The sequence below is a fragment of the Nocardioides sp. QY071 genome (assembly GCF_029961765.1).
Taxonomy (GTDB): Bacteria; Actinomycetota; Actinomycetes; order Propionibacteriales; family Nocardioidaceae; genus Nocardioides.
In genome coordinates this window covers 2,577,509-2,597,599 of sequence record NZ_CP124681.1, presented here as the reverse complement: position 1 = coordinate 2,597,599, position 20,091 = coordinate 2,577,509, and the positions used below count along the sequence as shown (strand labels likewise).

The window sequence follows — 20,091 nt, the reverse complement described above, 5'->3', positions numbered from 1 at the left end:
ATCGACCAACTGGTCCAGGAGACGTCGCCGCACTCACCGCTCCGGCTCTCGCCCCGGCTCAGCCCAGTGCCGCCAGCAGGGCGAGCTGGAAGACGTTGACCACGACGAAGACACCCGCGATCACGAACGCCACGACGGTCGGCTCACGGCCCTGCACGTGTCCGTTGCGCATAGCCCGCCGCCCGAAGTGCCCGATCAGCAGGGCCGGCAACGCGAACACGGTCATCGCCGGCACGCCGGCCACGAGAGCGACACCCACGGGCGCGCTCTCCTCTCCGTCGTAGCCGAGGACCGCCAGAAGGCCCTCACCCGTCACGAACGCGCCGAGGAACGACGGGATGAAGAGCCCGAGACACCACCAGGCGCGCCGCACGTCACGATCGCCGCGGGGTGCGGCATCCGGGGATGGGGATGGGGACATGACACCTCCTGGTGCGGGATGAGACCTCCACGCTCGCACCGCATGCTCGACGGCCGCAGGGCGCAACGTCCCGGCAGTCGAGGACTTCTGGCGGGCGGCGGGCGGTCCGGCTCCGCACTGATGACCGAACAGTCGGCCAGATGGTCATGGCGTCGGTCCGCGGCACCGCCGACGGCATCAGGCCCTCCGGTCGGTGCGGTCAGCGCGTCATGGGTTGCTCACGCCGATCCGGTACGCCGGACGTCGGCAAGCACATCGACCACGTCCCGGCACGAGAGCATCCCGACGATCTCGTCACCCCTGGTCAGCGGCAGGTGCCGGACGTCGGCCGTGGCCAGCAGCCGGGCGGCGTCACGGAGGGTGATCGTCTCCGGTGCCGTCACCACCTCGTCGGTCATCGCCTCCCCCGCTGTGACGTGGGTCGGATCGGCGGCGCGTGCGAGGTGGGCGACGACATCGCGCTCAGACAGCACTCCAGCCGGACGGCCGTGCCGGGTGACGACCAGCGCGCCGACCTCCTCGGCGCCGAGGACCTCGATCGCCTCCTGCAGCGTGCAGGAGTGGTCGACGGTCACGACCGGCCACGACATCAGCTCGGACGCGAGCACCTCGGACGGGGACATGAGACCTCCTGGAAGGGGTGGGGACCCCACGCTCGCACTGCGTGCCCGTCCGTCGCAGGGCGCAATGTCCCGTCACCCGAGGACTTCTGGCCGGGAATCAAATATCCCCCCGGGGGGTTATGGCGGTCGTACGCACACCCCCAGGGAGGAACCACCCATGACCACCGTCGACCTCACCGCCGCCACCTTCGAGACCGCCGTGCAGGACAACCCGATCCTCCTCGTGGACTTCTGGGCATCCTGGTGCGGCCCGTGCCGGATGTTCGCCCCCATCTTCGAGCGCGCGGCCGCCGCCCATCCCGACGTCGTCTTCGCCAAGGTCGACACCGAGGCCGAGCGCGACCTCGCCGCGGCGGCCCAGATCACCTCGATCCCGACCCTGATGGCCTTCAAGGACGGTCAGCTGGTCTTCCGCCAGGCCGGCGCCCTACCTGCGGCGGGCCTCGAGCAGCTGATCGACGCCGTACGGAACCTCACCCTCGACGCCGTCGCCGACGCCTCCTGAAGCCCGGGAGGACCTACGGCCCGACCGGGCGGGCCGTAGGCCTCCACCCGCGGCGGACCGGACGCGGCTGAATGGAGGCATCGAACCATCCAGCCAACGCGGAGGAGAACGAGATGCGTCCACGAGTCGTCGTCCTGGGATCGAACTTCGGCGGCCTGACCGCCGCACTGGCCGTGCAGCACGAGCTCGCGGGGGACGTCGACGTCATGGTCGTCTCCGCGAGCGACCGGTTCCTGTTCACCCCGAGCCTGATCTGGCTGCCCTTCGGCAAGCGGATGCCGTCGGACATCACCTTCCCGGTGGCACCGACGCTGGAGCATGCGGGCATCGAGTTCGTGCACGCGGCCGCCACCGCCGTCGACCCCGCTGCACGCACCGTCACCACCGACGACGGCGCGGTCCGTGTCTACGACTACCTCGTGGTCGCCACCGGCTACCGCAACGACGAGGGCGTCGTCCCCGGCCTGGAGAACACCTCCACCATCACCACGCTGGACCGGGCGATCGAGACAGGCGCGGCCTGGCGACGGTTCCTGGAGCAGCCGGGAGACGTCGTCATCGCGGCGACGCAGGGGGCGGGATGCTTCGGCGCGGCCTATGAGTTCCTCTTCAACACCGCCCACCAGCTCAAGAAGGCCGGCCTGCACAAGCGGACCCGGCTGACCTACGTCACGTCGGAGCCCTTCCTCGGCCACTTCGGCATCGGCGGCCTGCCCCACGGCGAGCAGCTCCTCGGCATGTTCCTGAAGAAGCAGGGCATCGAGTCCCGCGTCGGGATCGCGCTCGAGCGGGCCGAGGAGGATGCGATCATCCTCGCGAACGGGGAACGGCTCCCCTTCTCGTTCAGCATGGTCGTGCCCCCCTTCCTCGGGCAGGACTTCCTGCGCGACTCGGGCCTGGCCGACGCCAAGGGCTTCGTACCGGTGCGTCCGACGTACCAGAGCGAGAAGCACGACGATGTCTACGCCGTGGGCGTGGCGGCCGCGGTCGAGGTGCCGTGGACGACGTCGGTACCCGTCGGGGTGCCCAAGACCGGGTTCCCGACCGAGCAGCAGGCCCACGTCGCGGCACGCAACATCGCGCACCAGGTTCGCGGCGAGGCGCCCACGGACGAGCGGCCGTTCGGCGACATCAAGGCGGTATGTGTCATGGACGCCGGGAACAACGGCGTCGTGATCCTCGCGGACAAGATGCTTCCGCCCCGCAAGCACGGGGTGCTCGTCCCGGGCCCGCAGGCCCACCTGATGAAGCTGGCGTTCGAGAAGTACTTCCTGTGGAAGATGGAGCACGGCTACGTGCAGCTGCCGTGACGCTCCGGGGCGCTGGACCGGACTGCACCGTCTCACCGGCTTCCTTGCGGACACGACCAGTGCCCGGCTTGACTTGTTCCCGGGAGGGGGCTGTGGAGGCGACGGAGGACGCCAGGCGAGCCTGGCTGCTGCCGCGGGTGGACAGAAGGTGCGCCGAGGCGGTCGAGAGGGTCATCGAGTTCGTTGCCGAACATCTCGCCATCGCCACCCTGCAGCGCTTCCCGATCCGGGCCGTGCTGGGCGTGCCCCTGTTGGTCGACGAGCGCGTCGTGGGTGGCGCGTCGGTGGTCCGGTTCTCCGTCGACAGGCCGTTCACCGACCAGGACGAGGCACTCGTCCTGGCGTGCGCGACCCGGATCGCCCCGATGCTCGACCTGCGGACCCGGCTCTCGTCGCTGGTCGACGAGACGACGCAACCATGAGCGTGTGGTTCCGGGCCGACGCGGCGAGCTTGAGTGCCGGCAGCATCCACCGCAACGGACCCGGTACGGCGCGGCCGCGAGCCGAGTACGCGGCATAGACCAGCACGCCCGCCGCCACGCCCAGGACCGTGACCATCGCGACGGCGGCAGGCAGCACAGCTGCGACCGCCCATCCCGGAACATCCGCCACCATCATGCCTCCTCCCTCCGCCAGCATCGGGCGCTCCGAGCGCCGCGCCCAGGGCCGTGGTGCCCCCGGAGGAGGACCTTCGGCCTCTGTGCTGACACCGGCCAGGCTCTGTTCCATGAGGCATGGACGACAACGACGACACCACGACTTCTGCCACGCGCATCGACAGCCGCATGCCCAGCCCTCCGCAGGCCCTGTACGGGCTCGGGATCATCGGCGCCTGGGTCTGGTTCTGGCAGGGCGCCAACGGCTTCGGAGAACACGTGTGGGCCGTGGTCCAGGGCGTGTTCTGGCCGGCCTACATGGTGTACGACGCCCTGCGCGCCCTCCACGGATGAGGCCACGACGACTCAGAACCCTGAGGGCTCCGTCTCGAGCTCGGGCTCGACGGGGGGCGCCTCGTGGTGCAGCGGAACGAGCGCCTGCGTCCGCTCGAGCCAGATCAGGGCGTCGTAGCGCTGCCCGATGACCGTCGGAACGTAGTTGCCGCTCTCCTGGGAGGGCTCGTAGACGACGCCGATGGCGCGGTGCCCGCGCCGGTCGGCGAGCCAGGGACCGGTCCGATCCTCGGGGAAGGCGATCACAGCGGGACGGGCGAGGGCATGGTGCAGGAGGTCCTCGTGGCTTCCCCGGCGCGCCTCCGGCACGGGGAGGACGCGTTCCGGCTCGCCCCACCCCGAGGCGGCGAGAACTGTGCCGCGATGGCCCGCGAACCCCACCAGCGCGACATCCGCGGCGCGGTGCCGTTCGCGCAGGAGCTGGCCGACGTTGACCATCCCGGACACAGCCATGTCGGTCGCTCGCGCGTCGCCGATGTGCGTGTTGTGCTCCCAGACCAGACCCTTCGCCTCGGGCCCGAGGTGGCGCGCGATCCGCTCGACCGTGAGCACCATGTGCTGGTCCCTGATGTTCCAGGAGGCCCGATCGCCACGCACCATGGTGCGGTAGTACAGCTCGGCGTTGGCGGCCACCTCTGCGTTCTGCACGACGGCGAACGCATCCTCGTCCCCCTCGGCGACCTGCCCGTGCCGGCGCCGGACCTCGGCGAGCAGGGCGACGACCTCGTCCTCGCAGGAGGTGGGCACCAAGCGGGTCGCCCATGCGTAGCGATGGGGGTCCTCGCGATAGGGAACGAAGCACTGCCACGCACGACGGGCGTCCGGCAGGGCGTCCGGGGCGTGCTCGGCGAGCCAGTCGTGGATCTCGCGAAGTGAGTCCCACAGGGAGTAGACGTCGAGGCCGTAGAAGCCGACACGGCGGTCGAGCGGCCGGGCGAGGTTGAGGGCGCGGAGCCAGTCGAGGAAGTCGGCGACGTCGGTGTTGGCCCACATCCAGGTCGGCCAGCGCCCGAAGTCCGCGAGCACGTCGCGTGCCGTGCGCCGATCCTCCTCTGGAGCGCGCAGCCAGCGGTTGACCCGCCAGCAGTCGGGCCAGTCCCCCTCGACCCCGATCCAGGTGAATCCCCTCTCCTCGATGAGGCGCCGACTCAGCTCGGCCCGCCACCGGTAGAACTCGCGGGTGCCGTGCGACGCCTCACCGAGGCAGGCCAACCGGACCGGGCCCAGGCGCGCCACCAGTGGATCGAGGTCCGCCGCGGTGACGAGAGGGCGCGCCAAGCGCTGGGCCTGGGACGCTGCCGCCCGGTCGAGGGCGTCAAGGCGAGTACTCATCTGGTGACCACCGGCCCGGTCCCCGACCGGTGCGTCGCGGCCAGCAGGTAGTGGCTGAACCACTCCCGAGCGAGGTGCGCGACCTCACGCAGCGTCCCGGGCTCCTCGAACAGGTGCGTCGCGCGCGGCACGACCCGCAGCCGGCTCACGCCACCCAGCCGGTCGGCGGCCAGCTGGTTCAGTCGCAGCACCTGCGGATCCGCGCCGCCGACGATCAGGAGGGTCGGCGCCGTCACGTTGCCCAGGTGCGGACCGGCCAGGTCCGGACGTCCACCGCGGGAGACCACCGCGGCGATGTCGAGCTCGGTGTCCGCCGCAGCCCACAAAGCGGCGCCCGCGCCGGTGCTCGCCCCGAACAGGCCGATCCGGGCCACGCCGACATCCGGCCGCGTGCGCAGCCACCTGACGGCGGTCGCCACCCGGCCGGCCAGCAGGGCGATGTCGAAGACGTTTGCGCGGTCCGGCTCCTCCTCGGGGGTGAGCAGGTCCAGCAGGAGCGTGCCGAGGCCCGCCTCGCGCAGCACGTGGGCGACGTACTGGTTGCGGCTGCTGTGGCGGCTGCTCCCGGTGCCGTGGGCGAAGACCACGACGCCCCGTGGCTGCGCCGGCAGGTGCAGGTGGCCATGCAGGACGACGTCCCCCATCGGGATCTCGACGTCGGCATCGTGGCCGGTCCCGCTCGGCCCGGTCGGCGCCCGGTCGGTGTACGCCGCGTCGAGCAGGGCGACGACCTCGTCGTCGGTGGTGGGCCTGAAGTCGCGGTAGTGCCGGCCGACCGCCCAGAACGGCTCGGGGGCCCGGACCAGGACGACGTCGTCCGCGCCGAGGTCCTGCCGGCGCAGCCCCCGCGGCCCCACCGGCGCGGCGACCAGCACCCGCGCTGCTCCCAGGTGTCGCGCGGCCCGGCAGGCCACGACCGCCGTGGCACCGGTCGCGACTCCGTCGTCGACGATGACCGCGGTGCGTCCCGACAGATCGACGGGTTCTCTTCCACGGCGGAATCGTCGTACCCGGTCCTCGAGCTCGGCTCGCTCGTGGGCCCGGACGGACTCGACCTGCCGAGGTGTCACACCGGTGCGCGCGATGAGGCCCCTGTCGAGTACCTCGTAGCCGCCCTCGCCGATCGCCCCCATGGCCAGCTCGGGCTGGAAGGGCAGGCCGAGCTTGCGCACCACGATCACGTCGAGCGGAGCTCGCAACCCGCGCGCCACCTCGTAGGCGACAGGCACCCCGCCTCGGGGAAGTCCCAGCACCACCACGTCCTGGCCACGCAGGTGCTGGAGCCGCTGTGCCAGCTGGCGTCCGGCATCCACGCGGTCGGCGAACGTCATGTCGGTTCCAGTGCTCATCGCCGGTCCTCGATCCTCGTCTCGTGCGGTCGGCCGTGCAGCGATCCTGCGCCCGGCGCCCACCAGATGGTCAGGGCCGGAAGTCCCCGACCGTAGGACCAGCGACCTGCTGCTCAGGTGCGACGCCGTACCCGGTGCCGCCCGTCGGACGCCACCTCGACCAGGTAGGACGCACCGCGGCTGCGCACCCCGTCCAACCGGAGAGGGAGCAACCCGTGTGGGACGAAGGGCGTGCACGCCAGTCCGTCGTCCGCCGGCGTGAGGCCGATCAGGGCACGCAGCAGCTCCACCGGCGCTGCGGCGGCCCACGCCTGGGGCGCACACGCTGCCGGGTAGGGGACGGGGACCGTGGGTGTACCGCGGGCGAACCCGCCGAACAGCTCCGGCAGGCGATGCTCGAAGCACAGGGAGGCGTCGAGCAGACCGTCAGCCACCTGAGCGGCCCCGTCGTGGTAGCCGTAGCGAGCCAGCCCGGAGACAGCGATGGCGGTGTCGTGTGGCCAGACCGACCCGTTGTGGTAGCTCAGCGGGTCGTAGCGCGCCATCGATGTCGCGAGCGTCCGGACGCCCCATCCTGAGAAGAGCTCGGGTGACAGCAGTAGCTCTGCCACCCGATCGGCTCGCGACGAGTCGACGATGCCCGTCCACAGCAGATGGCCGAGTGCCGACGTCAGTGCGTCGACAGGTCGCTCGTCACGGTCGAGCGCGGAAGCGAACCAGCCGAGCTCCGGAAGCCAGAACCGCTCGTCGAAGCGTTCCTTGAGGTCGTCCGCGCGACGACGCCAGGTGTCGGCGCCGCGACCTCCCTCGAGCGCCTCCGCCAGCGTGGCGCGAGCCAACAGGGCCGCGTAGACATATCCCTGGACCTCGGCCAGGGCTATCGGCGCCTCGGCCAGCCGACCGTCAGCGAAGTTGACGCCGTCCCACGAGTCCTTCCAGCCCTGGTTCCGCAGCCCCTGCGGGGTCATTCGGGCGTAGGACAGGAAGCCTTCGTGGTCGCTGGACCTCGCGATCCAGTCCAGGGCCCGGTCCACCGCACCCATCAGGTCGGGCGTCACGGCCTCCGGCCCGCACCAACGCACTATCTCGCCCATCGTCATCACGAAGAGTGGCGTGGCGTCGACGCTGCCGAAGTACGCGCTGCCACCGCCGAGCGCCAAGGTGCCGGCCGGGCCCAGGCGCAGCTCGTGCAGGATCCGGCCGGCCTCCTCCTCCGTCACGTCGACCCGTTCGCGTCCCTGATGCGCGGCTAGCGCGCGGCAGGTGCCCAGCGCCAGATCGGGCGCGAGCGGCAGGAGCATCAGCGACGAGATCAGCGAGTCACGTCCGAACAGGGCCATGAACCACGGAGCCCCTGCCGCGACGGCCTGCTGATCAGGATGCGCCGGGTCCATGATCCGGAGGCTGCCGAGGTCCTCGACGCTGGTCCGCAGCACCTCCCGGGTCCGTCGGTCCGGGGTTTCCAGCGTCGGTGCGGCAGCCCACCAGTCGGCCCGCCGCTGGAAGGGCAGCGCCTCGCTCGCCGGGAGACCACGTGGATGCAGCGCGGCCAGCAGCTCGCCGCCCACCCTCACCAGGACCTCGACATCCGTGGTCCACGCCTGGTGGGGCTCGAGCTCGACGCTCCACAAGAGGCTGCCTGCGTCGGCGACCGCCGCGTCGTCCGGGACGATCACGACACCGGATCCGGACGCACGATCCCCGTCCACCCGCAGGTGGTTGTGACGCTCGACTGTCGTCGGTAGCGGACGTCCGGGCACGCGCCCGTCCTTGACTTCGAACAGGTCGGCCAGGTCGGCCCCGACGAGCAGTCGCAGGTCGACGCGGCACGCTCGCCCGGAGCAGTTCACGAGACCGATCTCCTCCCGCATGCCGTCGCCCACCACCCGGTGCCGGGTCACCAAGACCTCCTGCGCCCCCTCCGCGGAGGGGAGGCGGAGGTGTCCGACGTGCACCACGGAGTACGGCGACTCGTGGTGGACGTTCAGGGGCGCCGCCCTGCGCCCGGCGACAACGAGATCCCAGACCAGCAGCACCCGGGTGTCGCGCACGAACAAGCCTCCCGGGTCCACGCCACCGAGGTCGCCCGCTCCGTCGCCGATACAGAAGGTCGTGCCCTCCATGACGGTGACGCTGGTCGCCGCCAACGTGGCCGGCGTCTCGGCGAAGAGCCACGGCTCCGTCATCGGGTCGCCGCCAGGGCCCGCGACTCCAGGGTGCGCGCGACGTCGGACGGCGTCACGATGCCGACGAGCAGGCCGTCCTGGAAGACGAGCGCACGTAGTCCGGACTGCCGGGTGACCCGCGACAGGACTTGGACCAACGGCTCGTCGGGTCCGCAGCGGGCGATCTCCTCCATCCGCAGGCACGCGTCTCGGGCCGAGGTGGTCGACCGGGCCGCGGCGGGGACGGCTCGCAGGCACCCGAGGGTCATCAGGCCGACGACCGCTCCCCCGGCCTCGACCACCGGGTAGCACGAGTGGTGACCGCTCACGACGTAGCGTGAGATGAACTCGTCCACCGTCGTGTCAGCCGAACCGGTACGCACCCCGGTGCTCATCACGTCACGGACGACGATGCCTCCCAGCGCTCGCTCCGCCTGGGTAGCCACCTGCTCGGTGCGGGCCGCGGTCAGCACGAACCACCCGATCATCGTGAGCCACAGCCCGTCGACGACATCACCGAGCAGCACGGCCATGGTCGCGGTCGCGATGAGGCACCAGCCCAGCACCTGTCCGGCTGCTGCAGCTGTGCTGGCGGCGCTGACCCGGTCACCCCGGCGCCACCAGAGCACGGCACGCAGGATCCGTCCACCGTCGAGCGGTGCTCCGGGCAGCAGGTTGAACACGGCGAGCATCCCGTTGGTGAGGGCCAGCCACCCGGCCACGGACACGACCAGCTCGTCGGCGCCGGCCTGCCCGAGCGCGGCCCACACCGCGGCCATGGCGACCGCGATCGCGAGGCTGGTCACCGGCCCCACAGCCGCGATCCGGAGCTCCGCCCGAGGGTTGCGCGGATCTCCCCGCAGCGTCGCGACACCTCCGAACAGCCACAGGGTCAGCCGTTCCACCTGTACTCCCGACCGCCTGGCCGCCACGGCGTGGGCGAGCTCGTGGGCGAGCAGCGATCCGATCAGGGTCAGCGCGCCCACGAGTCCGGCGAGGTAGTACGACAGCCTCGCGTATCCCGGTGCTGCGACCGGCAGCACGCCGTCAGCGAGTGCCCAGGTCAAGATGCCCACCACGACCAGGGTGGACCAGCTGATCTCCACCGGGAACCCCAGGGGGCGTCCCAGTCGCAGGTGTCCGCGCACCTCCCCAGCATGGGACGGCCCCCGACCGCCGGACAGGGCCGAGTGTCCCTGGCCGCAGGGGCCAAGAGTCCGTTCACGACGGACCGCCGGCCGGTGCCCCCGCGGTCCCGCGGCGCAACCACAGGTAGGCACCGCCGGCGAGCGGGATCGGAAGCCAGAACGCGAAAAGGCGCCACGCCAGGACGCCCAGCAGGGCGGCTTCCTGGCCCGTCCCGAAGGACAACAGCACGGGGACAGCGACGCCCTCGACAAGGCCGAGGCCACCGGGTGTGAGAGGCAACAATGCGATCAGCGACACCAGGGCATAGGTCGTCAGCAGGGCGCCGACGCTCGGCGGGTCCCCGAACGCCCACACGCACAGGTACAGGGCGAGGGCGTCACAGGTCCAGTTCCCCAGGCCCCACAGCACGGCCCGGGTCCTGCGGGAGCGGTTGCCCACGACCAGCCGCACCTGGAGCAGCACGGCCCGCACCAGCCGTTCGAGCCCGGCCTGCTGCACCAGCGGCAGGCGGTCGGCGATGGCCGCGGTGACCGTCACCACCAGGTCCGGACGCACGGCCAGCACCGCGACCAGGCCGCCGAACGTCGTCATGGACACCACGGCCAGCACCAGCGCCGTCTTGAGGAAGGGGTGCGTCTCCGGAGCCGGGACTGCGGCGACCAGGCCGATCACGAGGGCCGCGGCCAGCCACAGGACGGAGATCGCCGACTCCAGGGCCGCCGCGCCGACGGCGTCGGACGGCGGCACACCGACTCGGGCAAGGAGCCGGAACCGGAGTGCTGCCGCCGCCGCGCCGACGGCGTCGGACGGCGGCACACCGACTCGGGCAAGGAGCCGGAACCGGAGTGCTGCCGCCGCCGCGCCGCCGCCGGGGACGACGTGGCTGAAGCCGTTCCCCGTCACGTCGATGGCCAGCATCACGGGGTACGGCGGGCGCGCGGCGCTCGGCAGCAGCACGCGGCTGAGCGCGCTGAAGCACCCGGATGACGCCAGCTCCGCGACCAGGGCGAGCACCAGCAGCACCTCGACGGCCGCACCAGCCGACGACCAGGACCGGCGAGTCTCGACCAGCAGCCTCGGCACGACGTACGCGACGGCTGCCGCGGTGAGGACCAGAAGTCCGCAGCGGGTCAGCCAGGTCCGCCGTGTGGAGTGCCGCGGAGGGGGCCCGGCGGGCTCATCCCTGCCGCTCAGCTCCCGGCCCCTCGGTGTGGGACGCGGATACGGTCTCGCGCGGCTCCGGCGGCGCCGGGATGGGCTGCCAGCGCTCAGCCAGCCGCGCCTCCGAGTCGTGCATCGTCGTGTACTCGAGCTCCGACAGCGGGAGCCGGTGCGGCTCGAAGGGTCCGTGCCGCCGCAGGTAGTCCATCACCTCGTTGGCGGTGCTGCGGGCCCGGTCGAAGCTGGGGTCGGCGAACAGGTCGCGGGGCAGTCCGAGCTGCCCCGCGTGGAGCTGGAAGCCCAGGGCGACGACCCGTGGCGGGCCGTCGAACCGGGTCGGGTGGGCGTCCTCGACGCCGACCGGCATCAGCGGGGCATGGTGCGAGCCGCGCATGCAGCCCGCGACACTGAAGGCCTGGGCGAACGGCTCGACGGCCTCGCCGACCGCCGGGAAGCCCGACTGGCAACGCACGATCATCACGGGGTCGTCCTTGCCGACGTACTTGCCCGCGATCAGCGAGAGTCGCTGGGTGCTCGTGGCCGCGGCCACGGCTCCGGTCGCCCGGGAGCGTACGGAGTGGACCACGTAGCGGGCCGGCGCGCCGATGTACATCAGCAGGTCATAGATCTCGTCGGGGCAGCTGAACTCGAGGTACTTCTCGGCGTAGAGGTCGTAGACCTCGAAGACGAACCCGGCGTGCATCGTCGCGTCGATCACCAGGCCGGCCGTGTTGAACGGGTCGGCGAACATCTTGTACAGCGGCAGGTTCCAGGCGCCGGGCTCGGTCTTGTCCGCCAGGAAGCACAGCACGGGCTCGCTGCGCCGCTCGTCCATCTCGAGCTCGGCATAGCCCGGGCCCATCCCCCGCAGGTTCCCGGAGAACGCGTCCTTCAGCAGGTCCTGACCCGCTCCATAGAGCCCGAGCCGGTTGGCGACCTGGGTGGTGGCCTCGAAGACCTCCCATGCGAAGCCATGGATGCGCTGGTCCTCGACGCCACAGTCGTGGGTCATGATCAGGGCCAGGTCGTCGCCGCAGGCGCCGACGTAGCCGTCGATCAACAGACCCGTCTCGCGGGCCCGGACGACGCGCCTTCGCGCCTCCTCCATCTGCTCGCCGTGCACGGCGCTGTGTCCCACCCAGCCCCCGGTGTCGGCCTTGATGATGCTCAACGTGACCATCGTCCGTCCTTTCCGTCGGTTGACCTCCATCCAGTCAAGAGCCGCCGCGCGACCCGCTCCACGGCCTTCCGGCACTCACCGGTAGTGCCCTTTGGCCCTACTGGTCGCCCCCGCACCGGCGCACGCTGACGCCATGACCGAGAGCCCTCCCCGCATCGTCGTCGGGTACGACGGATCGTCCGGCGCGGCCGCCGCCCTCACCTGGGCCGCTGAGAACGCCGCCCCACGGTCCGACGTCCACGTGGTGCTCGTCGGCACCGCGATGGACCCGGTCGTCGGCCACTACCGCGACGAGATGGACAGGGCGGTCCAGGGCTGGCGCGAAGCGGCCGAGGAGCAGTTGCAGGCGCTCGGACTCCCGGAAGCCATCGTGGAGGTCCGCCCAGGACCAGTCGTCCCCGAGCTGCTCCGTGCCGCCGAGAGGGCCGACCTGATGGTCGTCGGGAGCACCGGGCACGGGCTGACAGCGGGCACGTTGACGGGATCGGTCAGCCAGCACGTAGCCCGTCACGCACCGTGTCCCGTCGTCGTCGTGCGCCCCCGGCACTCGAAGGTCGTCGACCGGATCGTGGTCGGCGTCGATCAATCTGCGCCGTCCGCACGCGCGTTGCGGTTCGCCTGCGAGCGAGCCCGGCGTACCGGCGAGGGCGTCACCGCCATCCACGGCTACTTCTCGGTGCTCGCCCACGTGCTGACCTTCGACGGGGCCGAGTCGGAGGTCGCCGACCGCCAGCTGGCCGCCGCGGAGGAGCTGGTCAAGGACCTGTGTCGCGAGTGCGCCGCCCAGTTCCCCGACGTCGAGATCGTCCCGGAGGCGATCCCCGTACGGGCCGGGCCGGTGCTCGTCGACGCGAGTCGGGCCGCGTCGCTGGTCGTCGTCGGGTCACGCGGCCGCGACGCGTTCTCGGAGATGCTGCTCGGCTCGGTGAGCCAGCACGTCCTGACCCATGCCCAGTGCCCGGTGGCCATCGTCCGGTGAGCCGCCGGGTCCCGTCACCTGGACCAACGAAGGAGAGCGAGATGCACGCGACGACCTGGCACGTCGAGATCCACCTGTCCGAGGACGGGCCCCGAACGCGGGCGGAGGCGGTGCTGCGCACCACCGCCGGCACCGAGGTGCGCAGCAGCGGAGTCGCACGACGCAGCCCGGAGGACCGGGACGCCCCGGAGATCGGCGACGAGCTCGCCGTGTGCCGGGCGCTCAGTGGGCTGGCGCACGCGCTGTTCGAGGCCTCCGTGCTCGACGTGGAGACCAATACCGGCGCCTCGTCGTCGTTCACGATGTGACCACGGCACGGTGGTGTCGAGGTGTCCTCACGAACGTCCAGCATCCCCGCGGCGGCCACGACGGCTCCACGCTACGAGCAGCTGCGTGACGAGTTCACGTGGGCCGCGGCTCGCGCGGAGCTCTCGGGACTTCCTGGCGGGACCGGCCTCAACATCGCCCACGAAGCGGTGGACAGACACTGTGCCGCAGGACGAGGAGACCGGGTCGCCGTCCGCAGCATCGCCGCCGACGGCAGCATCACCGACCTGACGTACGCCGCGCTGCGGGAGGCCACCAACCGGTTCGCAGGCGTGCTGGCAGCGCTCGGCGTCCGTCCGGACGCCGTGGTCGTCTCCTTGCTCGGCCGCCAGCCGGAGCAGTACGTCACTGCCCTCGGCACACTCAAGGCAGGCGCGGTCTTCGCTCCGCTGTTCTCGTCCTTCGGCCCCGAGCCGATCCGCGAACGGATGAGGTTGTGCGATGCCGAGGTCCTCGTCACCACGCGGGCCCTGTACCAGCGCAAGGTCGCTCCCATCCGGCCCGACCTGCCCCATCTGCGGCACGTCCTGGTGGTCGGTGACGAGGCCGACCCCGGAACCATCGCGCTCGGCCCCGCCCTGGACGACGCTCCCGCGGACCACGTCATCGCGCCGACCGATCCCCAGACGCGCGCTCTGCTGCACTTCACGAGCGGCACCACCGGACGACCGAAGGGTGCCGTCCACGTGCACGAGGCCGTCGTCGCCCACCATGCCACGGCTGCCCACGCTCTCGATCTACGTCCGGACGACGTCTTCTGGTGCACGGCCGATCCGGGTTGGGTCACGGGGACCTCGTACGGCATCATCGCGCCGCTCACCCACGGCGCCACCCTGCTCAGCTTCGCCGGCGAGTTCGACGCGCCCGCGTGGTACCGGATCCTGGCCGAACAGGCCGTGAACGTCTGGTACACAGCGCCGACCGCGCTGCGCATGTTGATGAAGTACGGCACCGACCTGCCCCACTCCTACGACCTGGCGGCGCTGCGCCACATCGCGAGCGTGGGCGAAGCACTCAATCCGGAGGTGGTCGAATGGGGCCTGGCCGCCTACGGGCTGCCGGTACACGACAACTGGTGGCAGACCGAGACCGGCGCGATCATGATCAGCAACTACCGGGGCATGGAGCTGCGCCCGGGCTCGATGGGACGACCGGTGCCCGGCATCGAGGCGGCGGTGCTCGCCCGCGGCGAGGACGGTCGCGCCGCGCAGCACCCTGACGGCATGAAGACAGCCCCGCCGGGCGAGGTCGGCGAGCTGGCGCTGCGTGCCGGCTGGCCGTCGATGTTTCGTGGATACGTCGGCGACGAGCGGCGCTACACCCGGTGCTTCGCCGACGGCTGGTACCTGAGCGGCGACCTCGCCGAGGTCGACGACGACGGCTACTTCTGGTTCGTGGGTCGCGCCGACGACGTGATCAAGTCCGCGGGCCACCTGATCGGGCCCTTCGAGGTGGAGACGGCCCTGATGGAGCACCCTTCCGTGCTGGAGGCCGGTGTCATCGGTAAGCCGGACCCGCTCGCGGGCGAGGTCGTCAAGGCCTTCGTCACGCTGCGGCCGGGCTTCGAGGAGTCCGACGCGCTCCGTGCCGACCTCCTCGCGTTCTCCCGACGCCGTCTCGGCGGCCTGGCGCCCAGGGAGATCGCCTTCGACGCCCACCTGCCGCACACGAGCAGCGGCAAGGTGATGCGCCGACTCCTGCGTGCCCGCGAGCTCGGGCTGGCGCTGGGAGACCTCTCGACCCTGGAGCCGACGCCGTGACCCGGGCGCGGCGCAGCGCACCTGCCAGCGCTCCGGCGGCGGCGCACGACCACCGCCTCGGCCTCCTGCGCACGATGATCCTCGTACGCCGCTTCGAGGAGCGCTGCGCCGAGCTCTACAGCGCCACCCGGATCCGTGGCTTCCTGCACCTGTGCGTCGGCGAGGAGGCGGTCGCCGCGGGAGTGCTCGGCTGCCTCGGCGCCGACGACACGGTCGTGTCGACCTACCGCGACCACGGGCACGCCATCGCACGCGGCGTACCACTCGATTCCCTGATGGCAGAGATGTTCGGGCGGGTGACCGGGTGCAGCCGCGGTCGGGGCGGGTCGATGCACCTGTTCGACCGTGCCACCAACTTCCTCGGCGGCAACGCCATCGTGGCCGGTGGTCTCCCCCTTGCGCTGGGTGTGGCTCTGGCCGACCACCTGCGTGGGGACCGCCGCATCACGACGTGCTTCATCGGCGACGGGGCGGTCGCGGAGGGCGAGTTCCACGAGTCCCTCAACCTCGCGGCGCTGTGGCACCTGCCCCTCCTGGTGGTCTGCGAGAACAACCAGTACGCCATGGGTACCGCCTTGCGTCACGAACACGCACGCACGGACCTCGCCCTGCGCGCCTCCTCCTACGGCGTGGCCGCCTGGGCGGTGGACGGCATGGACGTCCTGGCGGTCGAGGGGGCCGCCCGCCTGGCGATCGAGCAGATCCATGGCGGTGCCGGCCCACACTTCCTGGAGATGCGGACCTACCGGTTCCGGGCGCACTCCATGTACGACCCCGACCGCTATCGCGACAAGGCCGAGATCGCCGCCTGGAAGACGCGCGACCCGATCGACCACCTGATCGGGCTGCTGCGCGCCGAGGACCGGCTCACCGACGACGTCCTGGCCCGCATCGAGTCGGAGATCGACACCTTGCTGGAGGCTGCCGTGACGACGGCGGAGGCCGCTCCTCTCGAACCGGTCGCCGATCTCACGCGATTCACCACGAGCGAGCGGGGTGGGACGCCATGAGCTCCGCGGGCCGGCCGACCATGACCTACCGCGAGGCTCTTCGCGCCGCACTGCGCGAGGCCCTCCGCGAGGACGAGCGCGTGTTCCTGATGGGCGAGGACGTCGGCGCGTACGGTGGGTGCTTCGCGGTGAGCCTGGGTCTTCTCGAGGAGTTCGGACCTGAGCGGATCCGGGACACGCCGCTCTCCGAGTCGGCGTTCGTGGGCGCCGGCATCGGCGCCGCCGTCGCCGGCCTGCGCCCGATCGTCGAGATCATGACCGTCAACTTCAGCCTGCTCGCGCTCGACCAGATCCTCAACAACGCAGCGTCACTGCTGCACATGTCGGGTGGCCAGTTCAATGTCCCCCTGGTGATCCGGATGACCACTGGAGCCGGCCGTCAGCTCGCTGCCCAGCACTCGCACAGCCTCGAGGGCTGGTACGCCCACATCCCGGGCCTGCGCGTGGTCGCCCCGGCGACCGTTGCGGACGCACGCGGCATGCTGCGTCCGGCGCTGGATGATCCCGACCCGGTGCTCTTCTTCGAGCACGGATCGCTGTACAACACCTCCGGCCCCCTGGAGGAGGATCCGGCACCGGTCGATCTCGACCATGCTGCCGTCCGTCGGCCGGGGGGCGACGTCACCCTGGTCACCTACGGCGGCTCCTTGCCCCCCACCCTGGAGGCCGCCGATCACCTCGCTGCCGGCGGCGTGGACGCCGAGGTCATCGACCTGCGCACGCTCCGCCCGTTGGACGACGCGACGATCATGGACTCGGTACGTCGTACGCACCGCGTCGTCGTGGTCGACGAGGGCTGGCGCTCGGGCAGCCTGTCGGCGGAGGTCAGCGCCCGCATCACCGAGCAGGCCATGTACGACCTCGACGGACCCGTGGAGCGGGTCTGCTCGGCCGAGGTGCCCCTCCCGTACGCCCAGCACCTCGAGGAGGCCGCACTGCCTCGACCGGACCGCATCGTCGCCGCCGCACGACGTCTCCTGGAGTGAACGATGAGCGACTTCACCATGCCCTCGCTGGGCGCCGACATGGACCAGGGAACCCTCCTGGAGTGGCTGGTGTCGCCCGGCGACCGCGTCCACAAGGGCGACCCCGTGGCCGTGGTCGACACCTCCAAGGCGGCGATCGAGGTCGAGGTGTTCGAGGACGGCGTCGTCGGCGAGCTGCTGGTGCCGCCCGGCACGACAGTGCAGGTCGGGACACCGCTCGCCCGGATCGATGCCACGGGCTCCGGCATGTCGACGCCGGCAGCGAGCCCGGCGGCGCCGGCGCCATCAGTTGCCGTCCCCCGGCCGCCACGATCCTCGGTCAGGGCAACGCCGCTGGCCCGCCGCCTCGCCGACGAGCTCGGTGTGGACATCGACCGGCTGGGTCGCCCCGGCGGCCTGCCCGTGCGTGCCGAGGACGTGCGAGCGGCCGCCCAGCGGCCTCCGTCCGACCAGCCCGCGGTCGAGCAGCGGCCGACCGAGCCGCCGTCTGCGGTCGCAACGCGTCACGACAGCATGCGGGCCACGATCGCGGCGCGGATGAGCCGGGCGAACCGGGACATCCCCCACTACTTCCTGTCGTCGGACGTGGACCTGGGTCCCGCGATGCGCTGGCTGCGCGAGCACAACCTCCCGCTGCCGGTCGCCGAGCGCGTCGTACCGGCAGCGCTGCTGCTCAGGGCGAGCGCACTGGCGGCGGCCGCGACCCCGGAGCTCAACGGCTTCTGGGTCGACGACGGATTCGTACCCGGCGATGGGGTGCACCTCGCTGTCGCCACCTCGCTACGGGGCGGCGGGCTGCTCGCACCTGTGCTCCACGACGCAGACCACCTGAGCGTCGACGCGCTGATGGCAGCCCTGCGGGACCTCGTCACCCGCGCCCGCACCGGTAGGCTGCGCGCCGCCGAGCTCAGCGACCCCACCCTCACCGTCACGAACCTGGGCGACCAGGGTGCCGACAGCGTCCACGGCGTGATCTACCCACCCCAGGTGGCGCTCGTGGGCTTCGGGCGCGTGGCGGATCGACCGTGGGCCGTCGAGGGCCTGCTCGGGGTCCGTCCGAGCACGACCGTCACTCTCGCCGCCGACCACCGCGCCACCGACGGCTTCACCGGGAGCCGGTTCCTGGCTCTCGTCGACCACCATCTCCAGCACCCGGAGGACCTGTGAGCACCTCACCGAGACCCATGCGACGGGTCGACCCCGCCGAAGCCCGCGCTGCTGTCGCCGGTGCGCTGCTCGCCATCGTTCCCGACGCCGACGTGGAGTCGCTCGGCGACGACACTCCGTTCCGCGGCGAGCTCGACCTCGACAGTCTCGACTTCCTCACGTTCGTCGAGACCGTCTGCGCGAGGACGGGAGTACGCATCGACGAGGCGGACTATCCTCGCCTGACGACGGTGGCGAGCTGCGTCGCCTTCCTGTCCGAGCCGTGAGGTCGGCCCCTCACTCGACACCCTTGGCCGGGATGAGCGCGAGGGCGAGCGGAACTGCCTCGTCGGCCTCGTCGTCGAGGGCGATGTCGGCGCCGTCCTCCTGCCAGGGGTGCTCTCCGGCAGGGCCCGCCTGGGGCCATGGGTGCGGGCCCGGTCCTGCTACCACCTGATCCACCAGCGCTGCCATGGTGCTCCCCTCCTCGTGACCGTCCGTGGGCGACCTTCCGCGCGGACAGTGGCCGGCCCGCCGTCGCTGCCGCTGCATCCGTCATGACGACGGCGGGTCTGTGGTCGGTGACCACCAGTGCTTCGCGGCTGCCGGCGGGCCGGCACTTGCGGGTTCGACCGGCCGTAGGACCGGGGTCTGCCGCATCTCCGATCATGCTCCTGCGCGAGCGCCCGTGGCAGGACCGAAGGTCACCGGAGACCTGCCCGAAGGTCCCGCTCCTGTCCCGGACACCCGGACCACCGCCGCACCGGCGAACCTGCCCCGGGCCAGGTCGTCCAGTGCCTGGTCCACGGCGGTGAACGGGTAGGTCGTGACCGAGGGCCGCACGTCGAGCGCCGCGGCGAGCCGTAGCAGCTCCTCGCCGTCGGCACGGGTGTTGGCGGTGACCGAGGTGAGCGTGCGCTCGCGGAAGAGGTGTCGGGCGTAGTCGAGAGCCGGGACGTCACTGAGATGGATCCCCGCGATGGCAAGGGTGCCGCCCTGGGCGAGCGCCTCGAGTGCGACGGGGACCAGCTCCCCCACCGGCGCGAACAGGATCGCGCTGTCGAGAGGGCACGGCGGCCGCCCGTCGGCAGGGCCGGCCGACGCCGCGCCCAGCTCGAGCGCGAGGTCCCGCGCCGCGGCCTCCCGGGTGAGCACGTGCACCTGGGCTCCCTGCCGGATCGCGATCTGAGCGGTCAGGTGTGCGCTCGAGCCGAAGCCGTAGATCCCGAGCCGGCCGCCCGGCGGCAGGTGGGCTCGCCGCAGCGCTCGATAGCCGATGATGCCCGAGCAGAGCAGGGGCGCCGCCTCCTCGTCGGAGAAGGCCGCTGGCAGCTCGTAGGCGAACCCCTCAGGTACCACGGCGTACTCGGCGAAGCCTCCGTCCGCGTCCCAGCCGGTGAACGCCGCGTGGATGCACAGGTTCTCCGCTCCGACGCGGCACGCCTCGCAACGTCCGCACGTCGACCGCAGCCAGGCGATCCCGACCCTGGTGCCGACGTCGAGACGGGTCGTGGACCGACCCGCACCCACCACGACCCCGACCACCTCGTGCCCCGGTACGACGCCGGGGCGGTGGGGTGGCAGCTCGAGGTCGGCGAGGTGCAGGTCGGTCCGGCACACGCCGCATGCCGTGACCCGTACGAGCAGCTCGTCGTCGCCGGGGACCGGCACCGAGCGTTCCACCGGCTGCAGCCGCCCCGCTCGGCCGGGCATCCCCGACACCTCCCATGCTCGCATC

General features: G+C 71.7%; 21 protein-coding genes. 11 read left to right on the top strand and 10 right to left on the bottom strand.

Translation table 11 applies throughout. From position 1 onward, the window contains the following. Positions 1-58: 58 nt before the first annotated feature. Together QI633_RS12460 and QI633_RS12455 are read right to left on the bottom strand one after the other, a co-directional pair. Positions 59-421, bottom strand: coding sequence for a hypothetical protein (locus QI633_RS12460; protein WP_141798910.1), 363 nt, complete (start codon positions 419-421; stop codon positions 59-61). Between the two features lie 218 nt (positions 422-639). Then, positions 640-1,044: a CBS domain-containing protein gene (locus QI633_RS12455; protein WP_141798911.1), complete on the bottom strand. Its 405-nt coding sequence runs from the start codon at positions 1,042-1,044 to the stop codon at positions 640-642. 157 nt (positions 1,045-1,201) lie between these two features. Between QI633_RS12455 and trxA the strand changes: the two genes are divergently transcribed. From trxA to QI633_RS12435, 4 genes are all read left to right on the top strand, one after another. Further along, on the top strand, positions 1,202-1,549 hold the full coding sequence (trxA, locus tag QI633_RS12450; RefSeq protein ID WP_282429174.1) for a thioredoxin: 348 nt from the start codon (positions 1,202-1,204) through the stop codon (positions 1,547-1,549). Positions 1,550-1,662: 113 nt separating this feature from the next. Continuing rightward, a complete protein-coding gene (locus tag QI633_RS12445) occupies positions 1,663-2,859 on the top strand; it encodes an FAD-dependent oxidoreductase (protein ID WP_282429173.1) in 1,197 nt (398 codons plus the stop codon). Continuing rightward, positions 2,823-3,281: a GAF domain-containing protein gene (locus tag QI633_RS12440; RefSeq protein WP_282429172.1), complete on the top strand. Its 459-nt coding sequence runs from the start codon at positions 2,823-2,825 to the stop codon at positions 3,279-3,281. The genes QI633_RS12445 and QI633_RS12440 overlap by 37 nt, the downstream gene beginning before the upstream one ends. 312 nt (positions 3,282-3,593) lie before the next feature. Beyond that, complete coding sequence (locus tag QI633_RS12435; RefSeq protein ID WP_141798915.1) at positions 3,594-3,809, top strand: hypothetical protein; 216 nt, start codon at positions 3,594-3,596, stop codon at positions 3,807-3,809. A 12-nt stretch (positions 3,810-3,821) separates the two neighbouring features. On the opposite strand, the gene QI633_RS12430 is transcribed toward QI633_RS12435, so the two are convergent. The 6 genes from QI633_RS12430 to fbp form a co-directional block, all read right to left on the bottom strand. Continuing rightward, complete coding sequence (locus QI633_RS12430; protein ID WP_282429171.1) at positions 3,822-5,141, bottom strand: erythromycin esterase family protein; 1,320 nt, start codon at positions 5,139-5,141, stop codon at positions 3,822-3,824. Then, positions 5,138-6,490 (bottom strand): phosphoribosyltransferase, encoded by a 1,353-nt coding sequence (locus QI633_RS12425; protein ID WP_282429170.1) that lies wholly within the window; start codon positions 6,488-6,490, stop codon positions 5,138-5,140. The genes QI633_RS12430 and QI633_RS12425 overlap by 4 nt, the downstream gene beginning before the upstream one ends. Before the next feature lie 113 nt (positions 6,491-6,603). Continuing rightward, entirely contained in the window at positions 6,604-8,676 is a 2,073-nt protein-coding gene (locus QI633_RS12420; RefSeq protein ID WP_282429169.1) for a glycogen debranching N-terminal domain-containing protein, read from the bottom strand. After that, positions 8,673-9,803 carry a site-2 protease family protein gene (locus QI633_RS12415; RefSeq protein WP_282429168.1) on the bottom strand — a complete coding sequence of 377 codons (1,131 nt, stop codon included), beginning with the start codon at positions 9,801-9,803 and terminating at the stop codon, positions 8,673-8,675. Before QI633_RS12415 ends, QI633_RS12420 begins: the two co-directional genes overlap by 4 nt. 73 nt (positions 9,804-9,876) lie before the next feature. Continuing rightward, positions 9,877-10,887: a YbhN family protein gene (locus QI633_RS12410; protein ID WP_349016728.1), complete on the bottom strand. Its 1,011-nt coding sequence runs from the start codon at positions 10,885-10,887 to the stop codon at positions 9,877-9,879. A 94-nt stretch (positions 10,888-10,981) separates the two neighbouring features. Beyond that, positions 10,982-12,145 (bottom strand): fructose-1,6-bisphosphate aldolase/phosphatase, encoded by a 1,164-nt coding sequence (fbp, locus tag QI633_RS12405; RefSeq protein WP_282429167.1) that lies wholly within the window; start codon positions 12,143-12,145, stop codon positions 10,982-10,984. Between the two features lie 133 nt (positions 12,146-12,278). Between fbp and QI633_RS12400 the strand changes: the two genes are divergently transcribed. From QI633_RS12400 to QI633_RS12370, 7 genes are read left to right on the top strand one after another with little or no spacing between them, the layout of a single operon-like run. Further along, on the top strand, positions 12,279-13,124 hold the full coding sequence (locus QI633_RS12400) for a universal stress protein (protein WP_282429166.1): 846 nt from the start codon (positions 12,279-12,281) through the stop codon (positions 13,122-13,124). Between the two features lie 41 nt (positions 13,125-13,165). Continuing rightward, a complete protein-coding gene (locus QI633_RS12395) occupies positions 13,166-13,432 on the top strand; it encodes a DUF1876 domain-containing protein (RefSeq protein ID WP_282429165.1) in 267 nt (88 codons plus the stop codon). Between the two features lie 21 nt (positions 13,433-13,453). Beyond that, positions 13,454-15,211 (top strand): acetate--CoA ligase, encoded by a 1,758-nt coding sequence (gene acsA / locus QI633_RS12390; protein WP_282429164.1) that lies wholly within the window; start codon positions 13,454-13,456, stop codon positions 15,209-15,211. Further along, a complete protein-coding gene (gene pdhA / locus QI633_RS12385) occupies positions 15,208-16,221 on the top strand; it encodes a pyruvate dehydrogenase (acetyl-transferring) E1 component subunit alpha (protein WP_282429163.1) in 1,014 nt (337 codons plus the stop codon). Before acsA ends, pdhA begins: the two co-directional genes overlap by 4 nt. Then, complete coding sequence (locus QI633_RS12380; protein WP_282429162.1) at positions 16,218-17,207, top strand: alpha-ketoacid dehydrogenase subunit beta; 990 nt, start codon at positions 16,218-16,220, stop codon at positions 17,205-17,207. The genes pdhA and QI633_RS12380 overlap by 4 nt, the downstream gene beginning before the upstream one ends. 3 nt (positions 17,208-17,210) lie before the next feature. Beyond that, entirely contained in the window at positions 17,211-18,374 is a 1,164-nt protein-coding gene (locus QI633_RS12375) for a dihydrolipoamide acetyltransferase family protein (protein WP_282429161.1), read from the top strand. Between the two features lie 17 nt (positions 18,375-18,391). Further along, positions 18,392-18,640: an acyl carrier protein gene (locus QI633_RS12370; RefSeq protein WP_282429160.1), complete on the top strand. Its 249-nt coding sequence runs from the start codon at positions 18,392-18,394 to the stop codon at positions 18,638-18,640. 10 nt (positions 18,641-18,650) lie between these two features. Here QI633_RS12370 and QI633_RS12365 read toward each other — a convergent pair whose 3' ends face one another. Next, positions 18,651-18,827 (bottom strand): hypothetical protein, encoded by a 177-nt coding sequence (locus QI633_RS12365; protein WP_282429159.1) that lies wholly within the window; start codon positions 18,825-18,827, stop codon positions 18,651-18,653. 192 nt (positions 18,828-19,019) lie between these two features. Continuing rightward, positions 19,020-20,090: a zinc-binding alcohol dehydrogenase family protein gene (locus QI633_RS12360; RefSeq protein ID WP_282429158.1), complete on the bottom strand. Its 1,071-nt coding sequence runs from the start codon at positions 20,088-20,090 to the stop codon at positions 19,020-19,022. Between the last annotated feature and the right edge of the window lies 1 nt (position 20,091).

What these genes read in the sequence shown, in the direction of transcription:
- QI633_RS12460 (WP_141798910.1), bottom strand. Translation starts at nt 421, where the DNA reads ATGTCCCCATCCCCATCCCCGGATGCCGCACCCCGCGGCGATCGTGAC.
- QI633_RS12455 (WP_141798911.1), bottom strand. Translation starts at nt 1,044, where the DNA reads ATGTCCCCGTCCGAGGTGCTCGCGTCCGAGCTGATGTCGTGGCCGGTC.
- trxA (WP_282429174.1), top strand. Translation starts at nt 1,202, where the DNA reads ATGACCACCGTCGACCTCACCGCCGCCACCTTCGAGACCGCCGTGCAG.
- QI633_RS12445 (WP_282429173.1), top strand. Translation starts at nt 1,663, where the DNA reads ATGCGTCCACGAGTCGTCGTCCTGGGATCGAACTTCGGCGGCCTGACC.
- QI633_RS12435 (WP_141798915.1), top strand. Translation starts at nt 3,594, where the DNA reads ATGGACGACAACGACGACACCACGACTTCTGCCACGCGCATCGACAGC.
- QI633_RS12430 (WP_282429171.1), bottom strand. Translation starts at nt 5,141, where the DNA reads ATGAGTACTCGCCTTGACGCCCTCGACCGGGCGGCAGCGTCCCAGGCC.
- QI633_RS12425 (WP_282429170.1), bottom strand. Translation starts at nt 6,490, where the DNA reads ATGAGCACTGGAACCGACATGACGTTCGCCGACCGCGTGGATGCCGGA.
- QI633_RS12420 (WP_282429169.1), bottom strand. Translation starts at nt 8,676, where the DNA reads ATGACGGAGCCGTGGCTCTTCGCCGAGACGCCGGCCACGTTGGCGGCG.
- fbp (WP_282429167.1), bottom strand. Translation starts at nt 12,145, where the DNA reads ATGGTCACGTTGAGCATCATCAAGGCCGACACCGGGGGCTGGGTGGGA.
- QI633_RS12400 (WP_282429166.1), top strand. Translation starts at nt 12,279, where the DNA reads ATGACCGAGAGCCCTCCCCGCATCGTCGTCGGGTACGACGGATCGTCC.
- QI633_RS12395 (WP_282429165.1), top strand. Translation starts at nt 13,166, where the DNA reads ATGCACGCGACGACCTGGCACGTCGAGATCCACCTGTCCGAGGACGGG.
- QI633_RS12380 (WP_282429162.1), top strand. Translation starts at nt 16,218, where the DNA reads ATGAGCTCCGCGGGCCGGCCGACCATGACCTACCGCGAGGCTCTTCGC.
- QI633_RS12375 (WP_282429161.1), top strand. Translation starts at nt 17,211, where the DNA reads ATGAGCGACTTCACCATGCCCTCGCTGGGCGCCGACATGGACCAGGGA.
- QI633_RS12370 (WP_282429160.1), top strand. Translation starts at nt 18,392, where the DNA reads ATGCGACGGGTCGACCCCGCCGAAGCCCGCGCTGCTGTCGCCGGTGCG.
- QI633_RS12365 (WP_282429159.1), bottom strand. Translation starts at nt 18,827, where the DNA reads ATGGCAGCGCTGGTGGATCAGGTGGTAGCAGGACCGGGCCCGCACCCA.
- QI633_RS12360 (WP_282429158.1), bottom strand. Translation starts at nt 20,090, where the DNA reads ATGCGAGCATGGGAGGTGTCGGGGATGCCCGGCCGAGCGGGGCGGCTG.